General features: G+C 59.2%; 14 protein-coding genes. 9 read left to right on the forward strand and 5 right to left on the reverse strand.

The genetic code is table 11. The features are described 5' to 3' along the window. Positions 1-30: 30 nt before the first annotated feature. From PAF17_RS01835 to PAF17_RS01860, 6 genes are read left to right on the forward strand one after another with little or no spacing between them, the layout of a single operon-like run. On the forward strand, positions 31-816 hold the full coding sequence (locus tag PAF17_RS01835; RefSeq protein ID WP_271887377.1) for an ATP-binding cassette domain-containing protein: 786 nt from the start codon (positions 31-33) through the stop codon (positions 814-816). Then, on the forward strand, positions 806-2029 hold the full coding sequence (locus tag PAF17_RS01840; protein ID WP_271887378.1) for a sugar ABC transporter permease: 1224 nt from the start codon (positions 806-808) through the stop codon (positions 2027-2029). The genes PAF17_RS01835 and PAF17_RS01840 overlap by 11 nt, the downstream gene beginning before the upstream one ends. 13 nt (positions 2030-2042) lie before the next feature. Then, positions 2043-2498 carry a gluconate 2-dehydrogenase subunit 3 family protein gene (locus tag PAF17_RS01845; RefSeq protein WP_271887379.1) on the forward strand — a complete coding sequence of 152 codons (456 nt, stop codon included), beginning with the start codon at positions 2043-2045 and terminating at the stop codon, positions 2496-2498. A gap of 11 nt (positions 2499-2509) precedes the next feature. Further along, positions 2510-4129 (forward strand): GMC family oxidoreductase, encoded by a 1620-nt coding sequence (locus tag PAF17_RS01850; RefSeq protein ID WP_271887380.1) that lies wholly within the window; start codon positions 2510-2512, stop codon positions 4127-4129. Between the two features lie 8 nt (positions 4130-4137). Beyond that, positions 4138-5598, forward strand: coding sequence for an NAD-dependent succinate-semialdehyde dehydrogenase (locus PAF17_RS01855; RefSeq protein WP_271887381.1), 1461 nt, complete (start codon positions 4138-4140; stop codon positions 5596-5598). After that, positions 5595-6761 carry a mandelate racemase/muconate lactonizing enzyme family protein gene (locus PAF17_RS01860; protein ID WP_271887382.1) on the forward strand — a complete coding sequence of 389 codons (1167 nt, stop codon included), beginning with the start codon at positions 5595-5597 and terminating at the stop codon, positions 6759-6761. The genes PAF17_RS01855 and PAF17_RS01860 overlap by 4 nt, the downstream gene beginning before the upstream one ends. Before the next feature lie 70 nt (positions 6762-6831). On the opposite strand, the gene PAF17_RS01865 is transcribed toward PAF17_RS01860, so the two are convergent. Both PAF17_RS01865 and PAF17_RS01870 read right to left on the reverse strand, forming a co-directional pair. Then, entirely contained in the window at positions 6832-9393 is a 2562-nt protein-coding gene (locus tag PAF17_RS01865; RefSeq protein WP_271887383.1) for a GcvT family protein, read from the reverse strand. Between the two features lie 230 nt (positions 9394-9623). Beyond that, positions 9624-10622: a formylglycine-generating enzyme family protein gene (locus PAF17_RS01870; protein WP_271887384.1), complete on the reverse strand. Its 999-nt coding sequence runs from the start codon at positions 10620-10622 to the stop codon at positions 9624-9626. Positions 10623-10900: 278 nt separating this feature from the next. Here PAF17_RS01870 and PAF17_RS01875 point away from each other — a divergent pair, with 278 nt between their 5' ends. From PAF17_RS01875 to PAF17_RS01885, 3 genes are read left to right on the forward strand one after another with little or no spacing between them, the layout of a single operon-like run. Further along, positions 10901-11962, forward strand: coding sequence for a methionine ABC transporter ATP-binding protein (locus PAF17_RS01875; protein ID WP_271887385.1), 1062 nt, complete (start codon positions 10901-10903; stop codon positions 11960-11962). Further along, positions 11952-12626: a methionine ABC transporter permease gene (locus PAF17_RS01880; RefSeq protein ID WP_271887386.1), complete on the forward strand. Its 675-nt coding sequence runs from the start codon at positions 11952-11954 to the stop codon at positions 12624-12626. The genes PAF17_RS01875 and PAF17_RS01880 overlap by 11 nt, the downstream gene beginning before the upstream one ends. A 46-nt stretch (positions 12627-12672) precedes the next feature. After that, positions 12673-13449, forward strand: a complete 777-nt coding sequence (locus tag PAF17_RS01885) for a MetQ/NlpA family ABC transporter substrate-binding protein (RefSeq protein ID WP_271887387.1) — start codon at positions 12673-12675, stop codon at positions 13447-13449. 57 nt (positions 13450-13506) lie between these two features. Here PAF17_RS01885 and PAF17_RS01890 read toward each other — a convergent pair whose 3' ends face one another. Genes PAF17_RS01890 through gmd form a run of 3 tightly spaced genes read right to left on the reverse strand, consistent with a single transcriptional unit; the run spans position 13507 to position 16777 of the window. Continuing rightward, positions 13507-14679, reverse strand: coding sequence for a DegT/DnrJ/EryC1/StrS family aminotransferase (locus PAF17_RS01890; RefSeq protein WP_271887388.1), 1173 nt, complete (start codon positions 14677-14679; stop codon positions 13507-13509). Next, on the reverse strand, positions 14676-15620 hold the full coding sequence (locus PAF17_RS01895; RefSeq protein ID WP_271887389.1) for a GDP-L-fucose synthase family protein: 945 nt from the start codon (positions 15618-15620) through the stop codon (positions 14676-14678). The genes PAF17_RS01890 and PAF17_RS01895 overlap by 4 nt, the downstream gene beginning before the upstream one ends. 32 nt (positions 15621-15652) lie before the next feature. After that, entirely contained in the window at positions 15653-16777 is a 1125-nt protein-coding gene (gene gmd / locus PAF17_RS01900) for a GDP-mannose 4,6-dehydratase (protein WP_271887390.1), read from the reverse strand. Positions 16778-16840 lie beyond the last annotated feature (63 nt).

Genomic DNA, 16840 nt, shown 5'->3' on the forward strand with positions numbered 1-16840 from the left:
ATGCCGAATGACAACTTGATGGCGGGGTCAATGACCCCGCCCCCTCACCTGCGGGTTTCGGGGATACACAAACGCTTTGGCGGCCTGCATGCATTGCGCGGCGTCGATTTCGAAGTCGCCCGCGGCGAGGTCATGGCGCTGGTCGGCGATAATGGCGCGGGGAAATCCACATTGATGAAGGTTCTGGCCGGCGCCCATCTGGCTGACGAGGGCAGCTTCTGGCTGGACGATCAGCAGGTTCAGGTAAACGGTCCGACCGATGCCGCGGATCTGGGAATTCAGATTGTCTATCAGGATCTGGCGCTCTGCGAGAACCTGGATGTCTCGGCCAATCTTTCGCTTGGTGCCGAACCGGTCAAGGCTGGCTTCGGCTTTCTTCCGCGTTTCCTGCGCCCGATCGATGATCTGGAAATGGAAATCAAGGCGCAGAAGGCCATTGACAGGCTGGAGGTCAGAACCCTGAAATCGGTGCGCTCGCTGGTAGGCGGCCTTTCGGGCGGCCAGCGTCAGGCAATCGCGATTGCGCGCGCCGTGGGGGCCGAAAGCTCGGTGGTGATGCTGGACGAGCCGACAGCCGCGCTTGGGGTCGCACAGACCCGACAAGTGCTGAACGTCGTTCGCCGTCTGCGCGACACCAATCATGCCGTCGTCTATATCTCGCACAATATGCGCGACATCTTCGAGATCGCAGACCGCATCTGTGTGCTGCGCCATGGCGGCAATGTTGCAACCTGGAAAACATCGGAAACAACGCCTGACGAAATCGTCGTGGCCATGACGCGCGGACTGGACGGAGGGCAAGGCAATGCCGCATGAACCTGCGTTGTCGATTGCCGATCGCATGCGGATCATGCGGCAAACCCGTTTTGGCGCCTTTGTTCCGGTATTGTTGGCTCTGGCCGCGATCTGGGGGTATTTCGGGCTGATCGCTCCGCTTTTCGAGTACTGGTCAGATCCTGCCGCCGACAGCATCCGATTCATATTCCTCAGCCCGCGCAACATCTACAACCTGTTCATGCAATCGGCGGTCATCGCAACGCTTGCCGTGGGCATCACGATTGTTCTGCTTTTGGGCGATATCGACCTTTCCGCTGCGGCGACCGCAGGGGTTTGCGCCGCATTGCTGGGCGTGCTTGTTCTGGCAGGCGTGCCGGGATGGCTGGCCTGCCTGATGGTCATGGTGGTGGGCACCGTCATGGGGGCCGCGCAGGGGCTGTTGATCGCATATGTCGGCATTCCGTCCTTCGTGGTCACCTTGGCGGGATTGCTTGGCTATCAAGGGCTGATGCAAAAAATCCTGCCCACCGGGAATTTGAATGTGGATGACCCGTTCATTCGCGCGATCGCACGAATCCTGATCCCGGACATGCTTGGGGTGGTACTGGCAATCGGCCTTGTGGCCCTGGTCGCGGCCAGCGCATTGCGCCGTCAGTCAATGCGCCGTGCACGCGGTTTGGAACTGGACAGCCGCTTTGCCATCTGGGGCCAGATCGGATTCTTCGCCGCCATAACCTTTGCAACCGTTCTGACCCTGAACAGCTATCGCGCCGTCCCATTGATGATCGTTCTGCTGGTCGCGCTCACGGCGCTGATCGGGTGGATCACGACCTCGACGCCTTTCGGACGCTCTGTTTTTGCGGTCGGGGGGAATGCGGAAAGTGCCCGCCGCGTCGGCATGAAGGTCAACCGCATCCGCGTTGCCGCCTTTGGAATCGTTGGCCTGATGGCCGCAATCGGTGGAATATTCGGTGCGTCTCGGTTCGGGTCGGTGTCTTACACGGCCTTTGCCGGTGGCAGCCTGCTGCTTGAAAGCATCGGCGCGGCAGTGATCGGGGGAACCTCGCTCTTCGGAGGGCGCGGGTCGGTCTGGAACGCCATTCTCGGTGCGCTTGTCATCGGTTCGCTTGGAAACGGGCTGGATCTTTCGGGTGCCAGTTCGGCAGACAAGCTGATGTTTTCGGGCGCGATCCTCTTGCTTGCCGTGGCCATTGACGCGGTTTCACGCCCCGCCGGCGCGGCCGGACGCTAGGGAAAGCCATCTCATGTTGACAACAAGACAAACCGAAACCCTGAGCCTGATCTTGAATGACGTGATCCCGCCATCAGCGGATGGTCATGTGCCAGGCGCGGGGAACGCGGGGGTCGCCAGTTTCCTCCAACAGGCGACCCCTTATGATCCCGACCCTGCACGGGTCGTCCTGACCGTGATCGAAACGGTGCTGGAAATCGCTGATGATTTTTCCAGCCAATCACCCCAGGATCGGATCGATGTAATCATACGGGTCCAGGCGCAGCATCCACAGATCTTCGAACGTTTTCTGCGACTGACCTATATGGGCTACTACAGTCAGGCCGAATTGCGGCCCTTGTTTGGCGTGGCCGCCGAACCCGTGCATCCATCCGGCTATCCCGTGCCATCGGAATCTTCCCGGATGATGGCCGATCTGACGGCACCCGTGCGCGCAAGGGGGGCGGTCTATAGACCGGCAGACGGCTGATGGTGACAACAATGAAACATGAACCCGTTGATGTCCTGATCATCGGTGCCGGCGCGTCTGGTGCGGCAATCGCATGGTCGTTGCTGGAAACACGCATGCGCATCCTGTGCCTTGAACAGGGAACGCATCTGCCGGACGCCGATTTCCCCAGCCGTCGCCCCGACTATGAGCTGGCACGCTATGGCGAATTTTCCTGTGATCCCAATATCCGCCAACTTGCGCAGGACTATCCGATCAATGTCGATGACAGTTGCATCGCGCCGGTCAACTGGAACGGGGTCGGTGGATCGACCATCAACTTTCTGGGCCACTGGCCCCGCATGAAACCATCGGATTTTCGCACCCGTTCCCTGGATGGCGTGGCCGAAGACTGGCCCGTCGATTACGCCACGCTGGAACCTTTTTACGCGATGAATGATCGCAATACCGGCGTGTCCGGATTGTCGGGGAACCCGGCCTATCCGGATTACGCACCCGAACTTCCGCCCATCCCGCTGGGACAATTGGGGCAGACGCTGGCAAAGGGGTTCAACCAGTTGGGATGGCACTGGTGGCCCTCGGATGTCGCCATCCTGAGCAAGGATCAGGACGGTCGGCAAAAATGCGTGAATGCGGGAACCTGTGATCTGGGTTGCGCTGCCGGGGCCAAGGGCGGCACGAATTTCACCTATTGGCCCATGCTGGAACGTGCGGGGGTCGAGCTGCGCACCGGATCAAGAGTCCGCGAAATCCTGATCGACCCCGCCACCGGCATGGCGACCGGTGTCTTGTATCACGGCGCGGATGGTCAATTGCATCGACAACAGGCTGAAATGGTCATCCTGGCCTGCAATGGCATCGGCACGCCCCGTCTGTTGCTGAATTCCGACACGGAGCGCAATCCCGACGGTCTGGCCAACAGTTCGGGAATGGTCGGGCGCAACCTCATGTTCCATCCCCTGACCGGTGTTTCAGGCGTGTTCGACCAACCCATGAAAGGACATGAGGGGCCGATGGCGTGTTCCATCCTCAGCCAGGAGTTCTACGAATCCGACCCGTCACGTGATTTCGTTCGCGGCTATGGGCTGCATTCGGGGCGATCGACGACGCCGATGACCTTTGCGCTTGGCGGCTATGGCATTGACCGGCCGATCCCCTGGGGGGCGGCACATCGGGAAATCATGGACGACATCTATCCCAACATCGCCAGTCTGACCGTCGTGGCCGAGGATCTGCCTGATCAGGAAAACCGTGTGACCCTGGATCCCGACCTCACGGACAGCGATGGAATCCCCGCGCCGAAAATCAGCTATCGGCTGGGCGAGAACACCCGCCGGATGCTGAAACATGGCGAGGCCCGCGCCGCCGAGGCCCTGCGTGCCGCAGGGGCACACACGATCCTGTCCAAGAATGACGACGCGGTCTGGTGGCGGGCCGGATGGCATCAGATGGGCACCTGCCGGATGGGCAACGATCCGGAAAACTCGGTCGTGAATGGCTGGGGCCGCAGTCACGACGTGAAGAACCTGTTCATCGTTGACGGATCGATTTTCGTCACCGCCGGCGCCGTCAATCCGACATCCACGATCCAGGCGCTGGCCCTGTATATCGGTGACCGGATCAAGACAAATATCGCAACCTTGTTCGACTGAGGCAATCAATGGAATTTCCGACCCGAATGTATCTTGGTGGCACGCTGCGGAACTCGGCGACGACGCTGCCGGTCGAAAACCCGGCAACAGAACAGGTCATCGCCACGGTTGCCACCGCCGACAATGGCCATATCCACGAGGCATTGGAACATGCCCAAGCGGCGTTTCCCATGTGGTCGCAAACCTCTATCGCCGAGCGCCAAAACTGGATGAGGCGCCTGCGCGACGAGGTTGTCGCCAATGAAGACTATCTGCGGCTGTGTATCCATCACGAGATGGGACGACCCTGGGCGTCGACACAAGAAGATTTCGACAGTTTGCGGAATTCACTGGATTTCTATGCCGAAGAAATCGCGCGCCTGAACGATTACAGCCTGGTCGACCGCGCCGGCACCCATCGGCACAGAATGGTGCACGAACCCGCCGGGGTCGTGGTGGCGTTCCTTGCATGGAATTTTCCATTGCTGAACCTGGCCTTCAAGCTCGGCCCGGCAATGGCGGCGGGGTGTCCGATCATTATCCGCCCCTCGAATGACACGCCCATCTCGGCTTATGCCGTAGGAGAACTGTGCGAGCGGATCGGATTGCCCAAAGGGGTCGTTCAGATTGTCGCGACGGCAAGCTATGAGGCTGCTGACCTGTTGTCGTCATCGACCATTCCCGCCGTGCTGACCCTGATTGGCTCGACCGCGACGGGGCGTCACATCATGCGCACCGGTGCCACTTCCATCAAGAAATATTCTATGGAACTGGGCGGCAACGCCCCTGCCCTCGTGTTCCCGGATGCAGATCTTGATCTGGCGGCAAACATTCTGTGCGGGGTCAAGTTCAACAATGCCGGACAGATCTGCGTTTCCCCCAACAGGGTCTTTGTGCATCGCGACGTACTGGAAAACTTTACCTCGAAGGCCGTGGCCCTTGCGGATCAGGCAACAGTCGGCTGGGACCGAAACGCCGACGTGACCACGGGACCAGTGATCAACCGCAAGGCAAGGCTGCGCATCAAGGCGCTTGTCGATGATGCCGTGACCAAAGGCGCCACATTGCTGGCCGGTGGCGATCGCCCTGCCGCGCTGGACCGCGGGCATTATATCGCCCCGACAGTTCTGACCGATGTCACCCCTGACATGGAGCTCTACCGGCAGGAAAATTTCGGTCCGGTGATCTCGATCATTCCGTTTGACGATGACACCCCGTTGATCGCTGCCGCCAACGAAGGCGATGATGGCGGCCTGACCGCGTATGTCTTTACCAACGATCTGGCGCGGGCCGAGGACTGCGCCGCAAGGCTGCGTTATGGCGAGGTTCAGATCAATGGCGTGAAATACGACATCGACCTGCCCCATGGCGGCATCGGACAGTCCGGCATCGGGCATGATTGTTCCAACCTCGCCCTGCAGGATTATCTTGTGCTCAAGCGCGTGACCCAAGCCCTGCCCCACGCCCGGCCATCAGGAGATGCGACGTGAAAATCACCCAAGTCATCAGCCATGTGCTGCAATATGACCTGCCCTCGGAACTGGGCTATTCCCAGCAATATTACCACAAACGGACTGCACATCTGGTCGAGGTCCGCACAGATGAGGGCATCACCGGATGGGGCGAATGCTTTGGCCCCGGCAATGTCGCGATCGCAAACAAGGGAATCGTCGAAAAGGTCATTCAGCCGATGATCCTTGGCGATGACCCGCTTGACCGCGACGTCATCTGGCACAAGGTTTACAATCTCTTGCGCGATCACGGGCAAAAAGGCATGCCCATGCAGTCATTGTCCGGCGTCGATATCGCCCTGTGGGACATAGCCGGTCAGATCGCTGGTCTGCCGTTGCACAAGATGATTGGTGGCACCCATCGCGACCGTGTCGCCGTCTATGGATATGGCATGATGCTGAAACGCGAAAGCACCGACGATCATGTCGCGCGGTTTCGCGACGAAGCTGCTGCAATCCGCGATATGGGCTTTGCCGCGACCAAGATGAAGGTGGGGCTGGGACCTCGCGATGACATACGCTTGGCGCAGGCCGTGCGCGACGGAGTCGGCGACGGATTCCGCTTCATGGTCGATGCCAATCACTGTTACACCACACCGGATGCATTTCATGTCGGCCGTGCGCTGGAAGAATTGGACGCATATTGGTTCGAAGAACCGGTCGCACCCGAGGATCTGGACGGCTACCGGGAGTTGCGTGCGGGGCTGCGCGTCAACATCTCGGGCGGAGAAGCCGAATTCAATCGCTGGGGCTGGCGGCAAATTCTTGAAAATCGCGGGCTCGACATTGCCCAGCCCGAGGTATGTGCCGTGGGCGGTATCAGCGAGTATCTGCGGATTCTTGCCTTGTGTCATGCCCATTTCACACCGGTCATCAACCATGTCTGGGGATCGGCAATTGCGGTAACCACCAATCTTCACCTTCTGGCGGCCATGCCTGCCCTGCCAGGTGGTCTGTTCCCGTGGGAGCCGATGCTTGAATTCGACACCACCGACAACAAGTTCCGCGACGACCTCTTGTCGGAACCACTGAACATCCAGGGGCAGGTCAAGGCAAATGGCGGATATGTTTCGATCCCGGACCGGCCGGGACTGGGCATCACCCCCGACCGCGACTTCATCGCCCATTACGAAATCGACTAGATCAAGCCACTGCCATGGCATTGCGGCCTGTGGCCGGCGCGCCCCGATTTGTCAGGGCGCGCACGGTTCATCAGCTGCGTGGCTTGGCATTCGTGGGATCGTAAAGCGGCGCATATCCAATTCCCGCGACCTCCGCAGGGTAGATTTCGTCGAAATAGGTCAGGTTCACCTTGCGGCCCATCTGGCAATATTCCCAGGGCAAATAAGCCAAGGCAATATTCTTGCCGATACTGGGACCATATGCCAGTGAGGTGGTGTAGGATCGGCGCCCCAAAGAGTCGATCAATGTCTGACCACTATCGGGATCCATGACTGGCAAGGTGCCTACGGGGTATCGCGCAACGCCCTGTCCATCCGTGTTGTCGGTCATCACCAGGGTACACAGCATTGCCGGTTGATGATCGCGGGCACGGTATTCCAGATGTCTTGCCTTGCCGCGGAAATCGGCCTCTTTGACCTTGGGACGGGCGAGATCAGCCTCGTAGAGATTGTATTGCGTCAGCAAATCTGCATTCTGAAGCCGCAGCGATTTCTCCAGCCGGCGGGAATTGGCATAGGTTTCCACGCCCACAGCGATCACGCCTGTATCGCGCAAGGCATCCCAGACGGCCAGCCCATCCTCATAGGGCATGTGCAATTCCCACCCCTGTTCGCCGACATAGGAAATCCGAAATGCAGTGACCTCCTGCCCTGCAATCGTGATCTGCCGGATGGCCGCGAAGGGGAAATTCTCGGGCAGAAGTTGCTGTGGGTCCGAGACAACCTGCTGCAACCTTTCGCGCGCATTCGGTCCCCAGATGCCGATCGTGGTATAATTTTCGGTGACATCGGTGATGGTCACATCCAAGCCCCTGTCCTGGGCCACGCGGCGCATATATTGCTGATCGCGCGGGCCAGCATCGGCACCATTCACTAAGCGGCATCGATCTGACATGCGGAACACGGTGAAATCTGCGCGGACCATACCTTCATCATCCAGCATATGGGTATAGATACCCTTGCCGATATTGGCATCTCCGCCGATTTTCGCGGCGCAAAGCCACTCCATCAGGGCGACATGATCGGGACCGGAAATATCGGTCATGTGGAAATGGGACAGGTTGATCAACCCGCAATCCGCGCTCATCTCCAATTGCTCGGCATTGGAAACACGCCAGAAATGCCGGCTATCCCATTCATTTTCCCGCATCGGAACCCGATCGCCATATTTTTCCAGCAGGTGATCATTTGCTGCATATCCATGCGCACGTTCCCAGCCGCCAAGCTCCATGAAGTGTCCGCCCAGCTCAACCTCGCGGTGATGAAAGGGCGAACGGCGGATGCCACGACCATTGCCAAAAGGTTCGCGTGGGTGGACAGGCGGGGTATAGATCTTGGCGGCGGTTTCCTCGCAGCGGCCATAGATGTAATCCGCATCCAACTGGAAATCGCTAAAGCGCGCATAGTCAATCGCATGATGGTCAAGATGGGTGCGGCCATCGGTCATCCAGTCGGCAATCAGCTTGCCCATGCCGGGACCGTCCTTGACCCAGATCGCCACCGCATACCACAACCCGCGAAACTTTCGGCTTTCCCCCATCGAGGGCGCACCATCCGTGGTCGTTTGCAACAGGCCATTGAATGAATGGCTTTCATTGAACCCCAGTTCTGCAAGAACCGGCGTCAGTTCCATCGCCCGCTCCAGCGGTTCGATCACATCATCCAGTTCGAGATCCCGCTGAGAGGGAGAAAGCCGGGCCTGATCCTTTTCCAGAATCTCACGCGGGTGAACCAGGCGCGGATTCTTGTCATAGTAATAGCCCCATTCGATCTGCCCGCCTTCGGTGCTTTTGGGGTCGCCGGTATCGCGCAGATAAGCGGAATTGCCCTGATCGCGCAGCAAGGGGCGGCCGATTTCCAGCCCCGTTCCCGCGAACTCGTCATATGGGCCAAAGAAGGTCAGCGGGTGATCCACCGGCATGACGGGCAGATCCTCGCCCGCCAGTTCGGCGATCAGCCGGCCCCACAACCCCGCACATACCACGACATGATCCGCATGGATCGTGCCACGCGGGGTTCGCACGCCGGTGATGCGGCCATCCTCGTGCAGCAGTTCCAACGCCGGGGTATTGGCGAAGGCGCGCAATTTCCCTGTCCGAACAGCGTTATCGACCAGTTTTCCGGCGACTGTCTGTGAACGCGGGACCACCAACCCGGCATCCGGGTCCCACATGGCCCCCTGAATCTGATCTTCTTCCAGCAGCGGAAATTTTTCCTTGGCTTCGGCCGCAGAGATGATTTTGACATTGGTGCCGAAAGCGCGACCGGAATCAACGCGCCGCCTCAGTTCGGCCATGCGCTCGTCATCGCCGACCCGCGCCACCTCCAGGCCACCGATACGCGAATAATGGCCCATCTTTTCGTAGAAATCGACGGAATACATCGTACACCACGTCGACAGAAGGTCATGGCTGGTGCAGTAGCAGAAATCCGACGCATGGGCGGTTGACCCGATATCGGTCGGGATCCCCGATTTGTCGATGCCGACCACATCATCCCACCCCCGTTCCAGCAAGTGATGCGCGACCGATGCGCCAACAATACCGCCCAGGCCCACAATGACGACCTTCGCCCTTTCCGGAAATGCGGACATTGATCTTTCCTTCTGCTTTGGTCACGCCCCCCTGTCGGCAGACACGTCACCCCGATGCCTCTTGACGACACGGCCCCCCGCGTCCTTTGCAATATTGCGACAAGCATCGCGCAGAAATAGGCTGTTTGCGTCAGATTGAACGACCGCAACGACATCGTTTCGGTTTGCACCGCTCACATGGCGCGGATGTGCCTCACACACCCGTCAGGCCAGCTTGCGCACCGCCCCTGTCAGGACCCCACTGCGTCGCTGGCGACGCGAAATCCGCAATTCCCGGTCGAACTGTCCGGGTCATTGCGGGTGCGTGAATGCACGTGATAGCGATCGCAATAGCTGACATGGCACAGATAAGAGCCGCCGCGCTGCACACGGGCATAGCCGGTATCCGGCCCCCGGGGATCGATATCGGGCATCCGCCCCGGCGCGGGACGCGCGCCGAACCGGTCGGCCACCCATTCCCAGACATTGCCCGTCATGTTGTGCATGCCATAACCATTCGGCTTGAACGCATCGACCGGTGCGGTGCCAAGCCAACCGTCCTCGACACTGTTATGCATTGGGAAACTGCCTTGAAAGGTATTCATCGCGAATTCACCGCCGGGCTGCATTTCATCGCCCCATGGGAATTTTCGCTTCGTCAACCCGCCCCGCGCGGCACGTTCCCATTCCGCTTCGGTCGGCAGACGCAGCCCCGACCAATTGCAATACGCCAACGCATCATACCACGCCACATGGGTCACCGGGTGATCTTCACGGCCGGAAATATCTGTGCCGGGGCCTTCGGGCGCGGACCAGCATGCCCCATCGACCCGCCGCCACCAATGCAATCCCGGAGGGCTTTCCGGCCAGGCATCGAGATCCTTGAGCAACAGGTGAAAAACAAAGCTCCAGCCTTCCTGTTCCGCGACCGTCCGATAACCGGTTGCTTCGACGAAACGGGCATAATCGGCATTGGTCACGCTGAAAGCCGACATCAGGAATGGCCGGACCTTGACCTTACGGCGCGGGCTGTCGAGATCGGCAGGATAGGTCGATTTGCGGGCGCCCATTTCATAGATGCCACCGGGAATCGGCGTCAGCCTGTTGCGCAGTTCCGCCGTCACACTGGCTGCCGCGGGTTCGATCGCCTGCGCGTTACGCAGGAAATCATCGTCGCCATGCTGGCTGGCAGTTGCCATGTCGGAACGTTTGGTTCCGCAACATGCCTTGGTTGCGCTGTCCTCGGTCATGCAACTCTCCCTTTGCTCTGTGCCTGCCTGCGCATGCAGTTCCCCCAGAATTCAGCAACAGGCAATACACCCTTTCAAAGTCAAAAGAAAAGCCGGGGGCGCAAGTTCTGGCCACTGTTCGGACCCATGGCCCCCGGCGCGAACGATCCATGGCGAACCGCGTCAGGCAGAGGAACGTTTTCCCGATTTCACATTTTTGATGGAGCAAGGTCTGGTCTTCCCGCGCGTGATGCGCGAAGGGGGCAATCCCCGCGCGAATCCAGCAGGCTTTCGGACCCATGACACGGACAGAACCAACCGGTGCCTCGATCATCTTCGAGAATGTCGGAAAATCATTCTCTGGTGCCGACGGCACGGGCGTCACCGCCTTGAAGGACGTGTCCCTCACCGTTGACGCGGGTGCGATCTGCGGCATCATCGGCCGTTCGGGTGCGGGAAAATCGACATTGCTCCGGATGGTGAACGGTCTTGAACGCCCGACAAACGGAACCGTATTGGTGGATGGTCGCGATGTCGGACGGGCGCGGGGCGCGGAATTACGCGCCATTCGCCGCGATGTCGGCATGATCTTCCAGCATTTCAACCTCATGGCGCAACGCAGTGTATTTGACAATATCGCATTACCGCTGGAAATCGCCGGGATTGCCCCTGCCCGGATCGAACCGCGCGTGAACGAACTGATTGAACGGGTCGGGCTGACGACACACCGGGATCGCTTCCCGGCCGAACTGTCGGGCGGACAAAAACAACGGGTCGGAATCGCCCGCGCCTTGGCGACAAAGCCCAAGGTTCTGCTTTCGGACGAGGCGACATCGGCTCTGGATCCGGAAACGACCCAGACGGTGCTGACCCTGCTGCGCGACATCAGTCGGGACCTTGGGCTGACCATCGTGCTGATCACCCATGAAATGGCGGTGGTGCGCGATATCGCCAGCCAGATGGCGGTCATCGACGGTGGCCATATAGTTGAATCCGGCCCGACCTATGATGTGTTCATTCAATCGGCACATCCCACGACCCGGTCATTCCTTTCGGGCGTCACCGGCGTGACCCTGCCTGCATTCCTGTCGGGACGGCTGTCCAAGCAACGCAATGCCGGGGACCAGCAAGAAGTCCTGCGCGTGACCTTTGCCGGGCCACACGCCACAGATCCTATGCTTGCACGGCTCAGCACGGATCTGAATGTCAGCGTCAATATACTGGCTGGAGCGATCGAGGAAATCGGCCCCCATCCCTTTGGCAATCTGCTGATCTCGCTTGATGCCGACCGGGGGGCCGAGGCGCGCGCCTATCTTGAACGCCACGGCCTGCTGACGGAGGTGCTGGGCTATGTCCGCTAATGTCATTTCCCTGTTGATCGAGGCGACGCTGCAGACCTGTTACATGGTCGCGGCATCCACCATTCTTGGCACCTTGTTCGGGTTGCCGCTGGGGGTTTTTCTGGCCACATCGCAGCGCGGGGAATTGCTGTCCGCCCCATTGGTCAACAAGGTGCTTGGCCTGATCGTAAATGCGGCGCGCTCGGTTCCCTTCATCATTCTGGTGGTGGCGATCATCCCCTTCACCCGCGCGCTTGTCGGCACCTCGATCGGCACCAATGCTGCCATCGTGCCGCTGACCATCGCCGCGACCCCCTTCATCGCAAGGTTGGTCGAGAATTCGATCCGCGAAGTCGATGCCGGCCTGATCGAGGCATCCCGGGCCATGGGCGCCACGCCGTTTCAGATCATCCGCAAGGTGCTGATCCGCGAGGCGCTGCCGGGCATCATGCTGGGCCTGACGCTGGCCGTGGTCAGCCTGATCGGATATTCCGCGATGGTCGGTGCCGTCGGCGGCGAAGGTCTGGGCGATCTGGGCATCCGCTATGGCTATCAGCGATTCATGCCCGATGTGATGCTGGCCGTCGTGGCAATCCTGATCGTCATGGTCCAGCTGGTGCAGTCGGTCGGCGAATGGATCGCCGCCCGCGTCGACAAACGCGCCGCCCGCAATCGCGGTCACTGAATTTCACGCAGACAAGATTTCACGCAGACAAGAAAGGAGCCATCCGATGCTGCGCTTTACCACCCTGATTTCCGCCCTTGCCCTTACGGCAACCGCGGCCATGGCCGAAGACATCAAGGTCGGCGTCTCGCCGGGCGAACATGGCGAGATCATGGAAGAGGTCGCAAAGGTCGCGAAGGCCAGCGGCCTGAACATCGAAGTGATCGAGTTTTCCGATTACGTCGTGCCCAACCAGGCACTTGCCGATGGCGACCTGAATGCGAACAGCTTCCAGCACCGGCCTTATCTGGAAAACCAGATGAAGGATCGCGGTTTCGAACTGGTCGAGGTCGGCACGACGATCACGACTCCGATGGGAATCTATTCCAACAAGATCGCCGATATGGCCGATCTGCCGGAAGGTGCCAAGGTCGCGATCCCCAATGACCCGACCAATGGCGGTCGCGCACTGCTGCTGTTGCAGGATCTGGGTCTGGTCACGCTGGATGCGGATACCGGCCTTGTCCCCAGCCCGCTGGATGTCACCGAAAATGCCAGGGACCTGTCCTTCCTTGAACTGGACGCTGCGCAGTTGCCGCGTGCCCTGGCTGACGCCGATATCGCGATCATCAACACGAATTATGCCCTGGCATCCGGCCTCAACCCCAAGACCGACGCCATCGCGATGGAAAAAGCCGACAGCCCCTATGTGAACATCATCGTGGTGAAGCAGGGCGAAGAAGACCAGCCCTGGGTCAAGGATCTGGTCGCCGCGTATCACAGCCCCGAGGTCAAAGCCTTCATCGAAGAAAAATACGAAGGCTCGGTCCTGACCAGCTGGTAATCCGCCTGACAGTCAGCAGGGCCGCCGTTCCCGAGAACGGCGGCCCTTTCCCGATTTTCAGACACGGAATGCGGCAACCGTGTCGATCGCTTCGCTGAAATCATAATGGTGATTTCCAATGAAGAACCCGTTGCGATCGATGTGATCGGCGTTCACCATTTCGCCATGCAGCGAATGATCCATCATCTGCAAAACAGGGTTCTTGGTGAAATTGCCACTGACGATCGGCCGCGTTTCAAACCCGAGCTGGTCAAAGCGATCGATCACATCGCGCCGCGTCACGCCGGCCTCGGGGCGAATGATCAGTGCGAACCCGAACCAGCTGCTGTTGCCGGTTTCCCGCTGGACGCGAAACACCGGATGATCCTGCATCACCTCGGCAAATCGCTTGCCATTGGCCTGACGCCCCGCAATGATTTCAGGCAGTTTCTTCAACTGTTCCTGTCCAAGCGCGCCCGACATCTCTAGCGGCCGCAAATTGTATCCGGGCAGCACGAAACGAAAGCTCTCCTCGAAGGGATCATCGCTTTTTTCGCCGGTCACATGGTTTTGCCTGGGCAGGTTGCGTGTCCAGCCATGGGCGCGCAGGGCCAGAAGGATATGATACAGCTCCTCGTCATCCGTCACCACCAAACCGCCTTCCATGGTCGAGATATGGTGCGAGAAAAAGCTTGAAAAGGTCCCTATGACCCCGAAGGTGCCAGCTTGACGTTGTTGGAACGTGGCGCCCATCGACTCGCAATTGTCTTCAAGAAGAACGATATTGCGCCCGTTCATGATGGCTTGGATGCGATCGAAATCATTCGGGTTGCCAAGCAGGTTTACCGCCATGATCGCCCGCGTCTGGTCAGTCACCGCGGCTTCCAACGCGTCCAGATCATAGTTCAGCGTATCAGGATCTATATCGACGAACTTCATCTTCAGTCCGTATTGATGCAGCGGATAGAAGGTCGTCGACCACGACACGGCCGGAACGATCACCTCTGCGCCGGGATCAAGGCGCAGATCCTTGTTCTGGGTATAGCGCAGCGCCGCCACCATGACCAAATTTGCGGAAGACCCGGAATTGACCATCACCGCGAAACGACTGCCGGTGTAAGCCGCGAACTCGCGTTCGAAATTCGCGACCTCCTGTCCCATGGAATAGCGGTCCGAGGCAATCACACGCTGAAGTGCCGCAAGCTCGGCGTCGTCCCAGGACGACGTGGCCAAAGGAAAACGGGCGGTCATGACGATTGCTCCTGCAGGTAGAATTCATATGTGGCACGAAGGCCGTCCTCAAGCGCCGTCGGCGCGGACCAGCCCCACGCTTTTTGCGCAGACACATCCAGAAGTTTCTGCTTCATCCCGACCGGACGCGTCAGGTCATGCGTGAACCGGCCATCCCAACCGATGACCTTGGCGATGATGGCATAGTAATCATTGATCGAGTGATCCTGCCCCAAGCCGATATTAAGTGTCGCGGGCAGCGACTCCGGATCCGCCACTGCACGCATCACTGCGTCAGCCAGATCCCCGGCATACATGAATTCGCGCCGCGCGGTTCCATCACCCCAGATCTCGACCTCGGACAACCCGGCCTGTCTGGCGCTGTGCACCTTGTGAATGATGGCGGGAACCAAATGGGAATGACGTGGATCAAACTTGTCCCACAAGCCGTATAGATTGCAGGGGATCAACGTCTTGTAATTCAGGTCAGGGTTCTCGCGCATGGCGTATTCACACAGCCGCATGGTCGTGATCTTTGCCAGTGCATATCCTTCGTTGGTCGGTTCCAGCGGACCTGACAGAATGCGGTCTTCGGATAGTCCATGCCCCAGGTCCCGGGGGTAGATACAGCTGGAACCCAGATTGATCAGCGTGCCGATGCCGGCCTGCAAAGCCGCAGAAACCAGGTTCACGCCCATAGTCGTGTTGTCGGCCAGAAAGCGCACAGGCTCTGCCATATTTGCGTGAATGCCGCCGACCACACCGGCGCAATGGACGATGGCATCTGGACGATGATCGTCAAGCCAGCGATCAATCGCCCCGCGATCACACAGGTTCAACTCCGACGATGTCGGCGCATGGACCTGCCATTCCTTCACGGCGTCATGGGCCAGAATGTTCCGGCCGACCATACCGCGCGCACCGGTCACCAGCAAAACCGGCTTACTGCTAAGTTGGGACATCCTGTCCTCGTATCCTTTATCAGGTGATATGCTCAACCGTGGTCTTCGATGGAGACCGCAGGCGCCATCCCATGTTCCGTCAGCAGCGCCTGACGTTTGGCGGTAACCAGATCCGACGCGACCATCTCGGCGCACATCTCGCGTGCGGAAATGCGCGGTTCCCAACCCAGCAATTCGCGCGCTTTCGACGGATCGCCCAACAGCGTTTCAACCTCGGCTGGTCTGAAATACCGGGGATCGATACGCAAGATGACATCGCCCTTGGACAAGGCCGGAGCATTGTCGCCCGTAACCGACGCAACGACCGCGATTTCATCAACACCCGAGCCGCGAAACTCCAGCTCGATGCCCAGTTCCTGGGCAGACCAGAGAATGAACTGACGCACGGAATATTGTTTCCCCGTCGCGATGACGAAATCCTCGGGGCTGTCCCCTTGCAGCATCATCCACTGCATCCGCACGTAATCCTTGGCATGGCCCCAGTCGCGCAATGCGTCGATATTGCCCATATACAGGCAAGGCTCGAGTCCCTGTGCGATATTCGCCAGCCCGCGGGTAATCTTGCGCGTCACAAAGGTCTCGCCCCGGCGCGGGCTTTCGTGATTGAACAGGATTCCGTTGCAGGCGAACATTCCATAGGCTTCACGATAATTGACCGTGATCCAATAGGCATACATCTTGGCGACCGCATAGGGCGATCGCGGGTGAAATGGCGTGGTTTCCCGCTGGGGCGTTTCCTGCACCAACCCGTACAGTTCGGATGTCGATGCCTGATAGAACCGGGTTTTCTTTTCCATGTTCAGGAAACGAATGGCCTCCAGCATGCGCAACGTGCCGATCGCGTCGACATCCGCCGTGTATTCCGGGGCCTCGAAGCTGACCGCGACATGTGATTGCGCGCCCAGATTGTAGACCTCATCCGGTTCGATCTGTGCCAGAAGCCGCGTCAGGTTGGATGTATCGCTCAGATCCCCATAGTGAAGCCGAAGGCGCGGCTGCTCTTCATGGGTGTCCTGAAAGATGTGATCGATCCGCTGCGTATTGAAAGACGAGGCCCGGCGCTTGATGCCATGCACCTCATATCCTTTTTCAAGCAGAAACTCTGCAAGATATGAACCATCCTGTCCGGTAATACCTGTAATCAATGCCTTTTTCATACCATTGCACTTTCTTCAAAACACGTCGCTGCGGCCCGCGCACAACATCACTTTAGGGCGCAT

The organism is Paracoccus onchidii (genome assembly GCF_028294535.1).
GTDB lineage: Bacteria > Pseudomonadota > Alphaproteobacteria > Rhodobacterales > Rhodobacteraceae > Paracoccus > Paracoccus onchidii.

Coding starts and splice junctions, on each gene's coding strand:
- gmd (WP_271887390.1), bottom strand. CDS start 16,777: ATGAAAAAGGCATTGATTACAGGTATTACCGGACAGGATGGTTCATAT.
- PAF17_RS01885 (WP_271887387.1), top strand. CDS start 12,673: ATGCTGCGCTTTACCACCCTGATTTCCGCCCTTGCCCTTACGGCAACC.
- PAF17_RS01880 (WP_271887386.1), top strand. CDS start 11,952: ATGTCCGCTAATGTCATTTCCCTGTTGATCGAGGCGACGCTGCAGACC.
- PAF17_RS01895 (WP_271887389.1), bottom strand. CDS start 15,620: ATGTCCCAACTTAGCAGTAAGCCGGTTTTGCTGGTGACCGGTGCGCGC.
- PAF17_RS01875 (WP_271887385.1), top strand. CDS start 10,901: ATGACACGGACAGAACCAACCGGTGCCTCGATCATCTTCGAGAATGTC.
- PAF17_RS01890 (WP_271887388.1), bottom strand. CDS start 14,679: ATGACCGCCCGTTTTCCTTTGGCCACGTCGTCCTGGGACGACGCCGAG.
- PAF17_RS01845 (WP_271887379.1), top strand. CDS start 2,043: ATGTTGACAACAAGACAAACCGAAACCCTGAGCCTGATCTTGAATGAC.
- PAF17_RS01865 (WP_271887383.1), bottom strand. CDS start 9,393: ATGTCCGCATTTCCGGAAAGGGCGAAGGTCGTCATTGTGGGCCTGGGC.
- PAF17_RS01870 (WP_271887384.1), bottom strand. CDS start 10,622: ATGACCGAGGACAGCGCAACCAAGGCATGTTGCGGAACCAAACGTTCC.
- PAF17_RS01850 (WP_271887380.1), top strand. CDS start 2,510: ATGAAACATGAACCCGTTGATGTCCTGATCATCGGTGCCGGCGCGTCT.
- PAF17_RS01835 (WP_271887377.1), top strand. CDS start 31: ATGACCCCGCCCCCTCACCTGCGGGTTTCGGGGATACACAAACGCTTT.
- PAF17_RS01855 (WP_271887381.1), top strand. CDS start 4,138: ATGGAATTTCCGACCCGAATGTATCTTGGTGGCACGCTGCGGAACTCG.
- PAF17_RS01840 (WP_271887378.1), top strand. CDS start 806: ATGCCGCATGAACCTGCGTTGTCGATTGCCGATCGCATGCGGATCATG.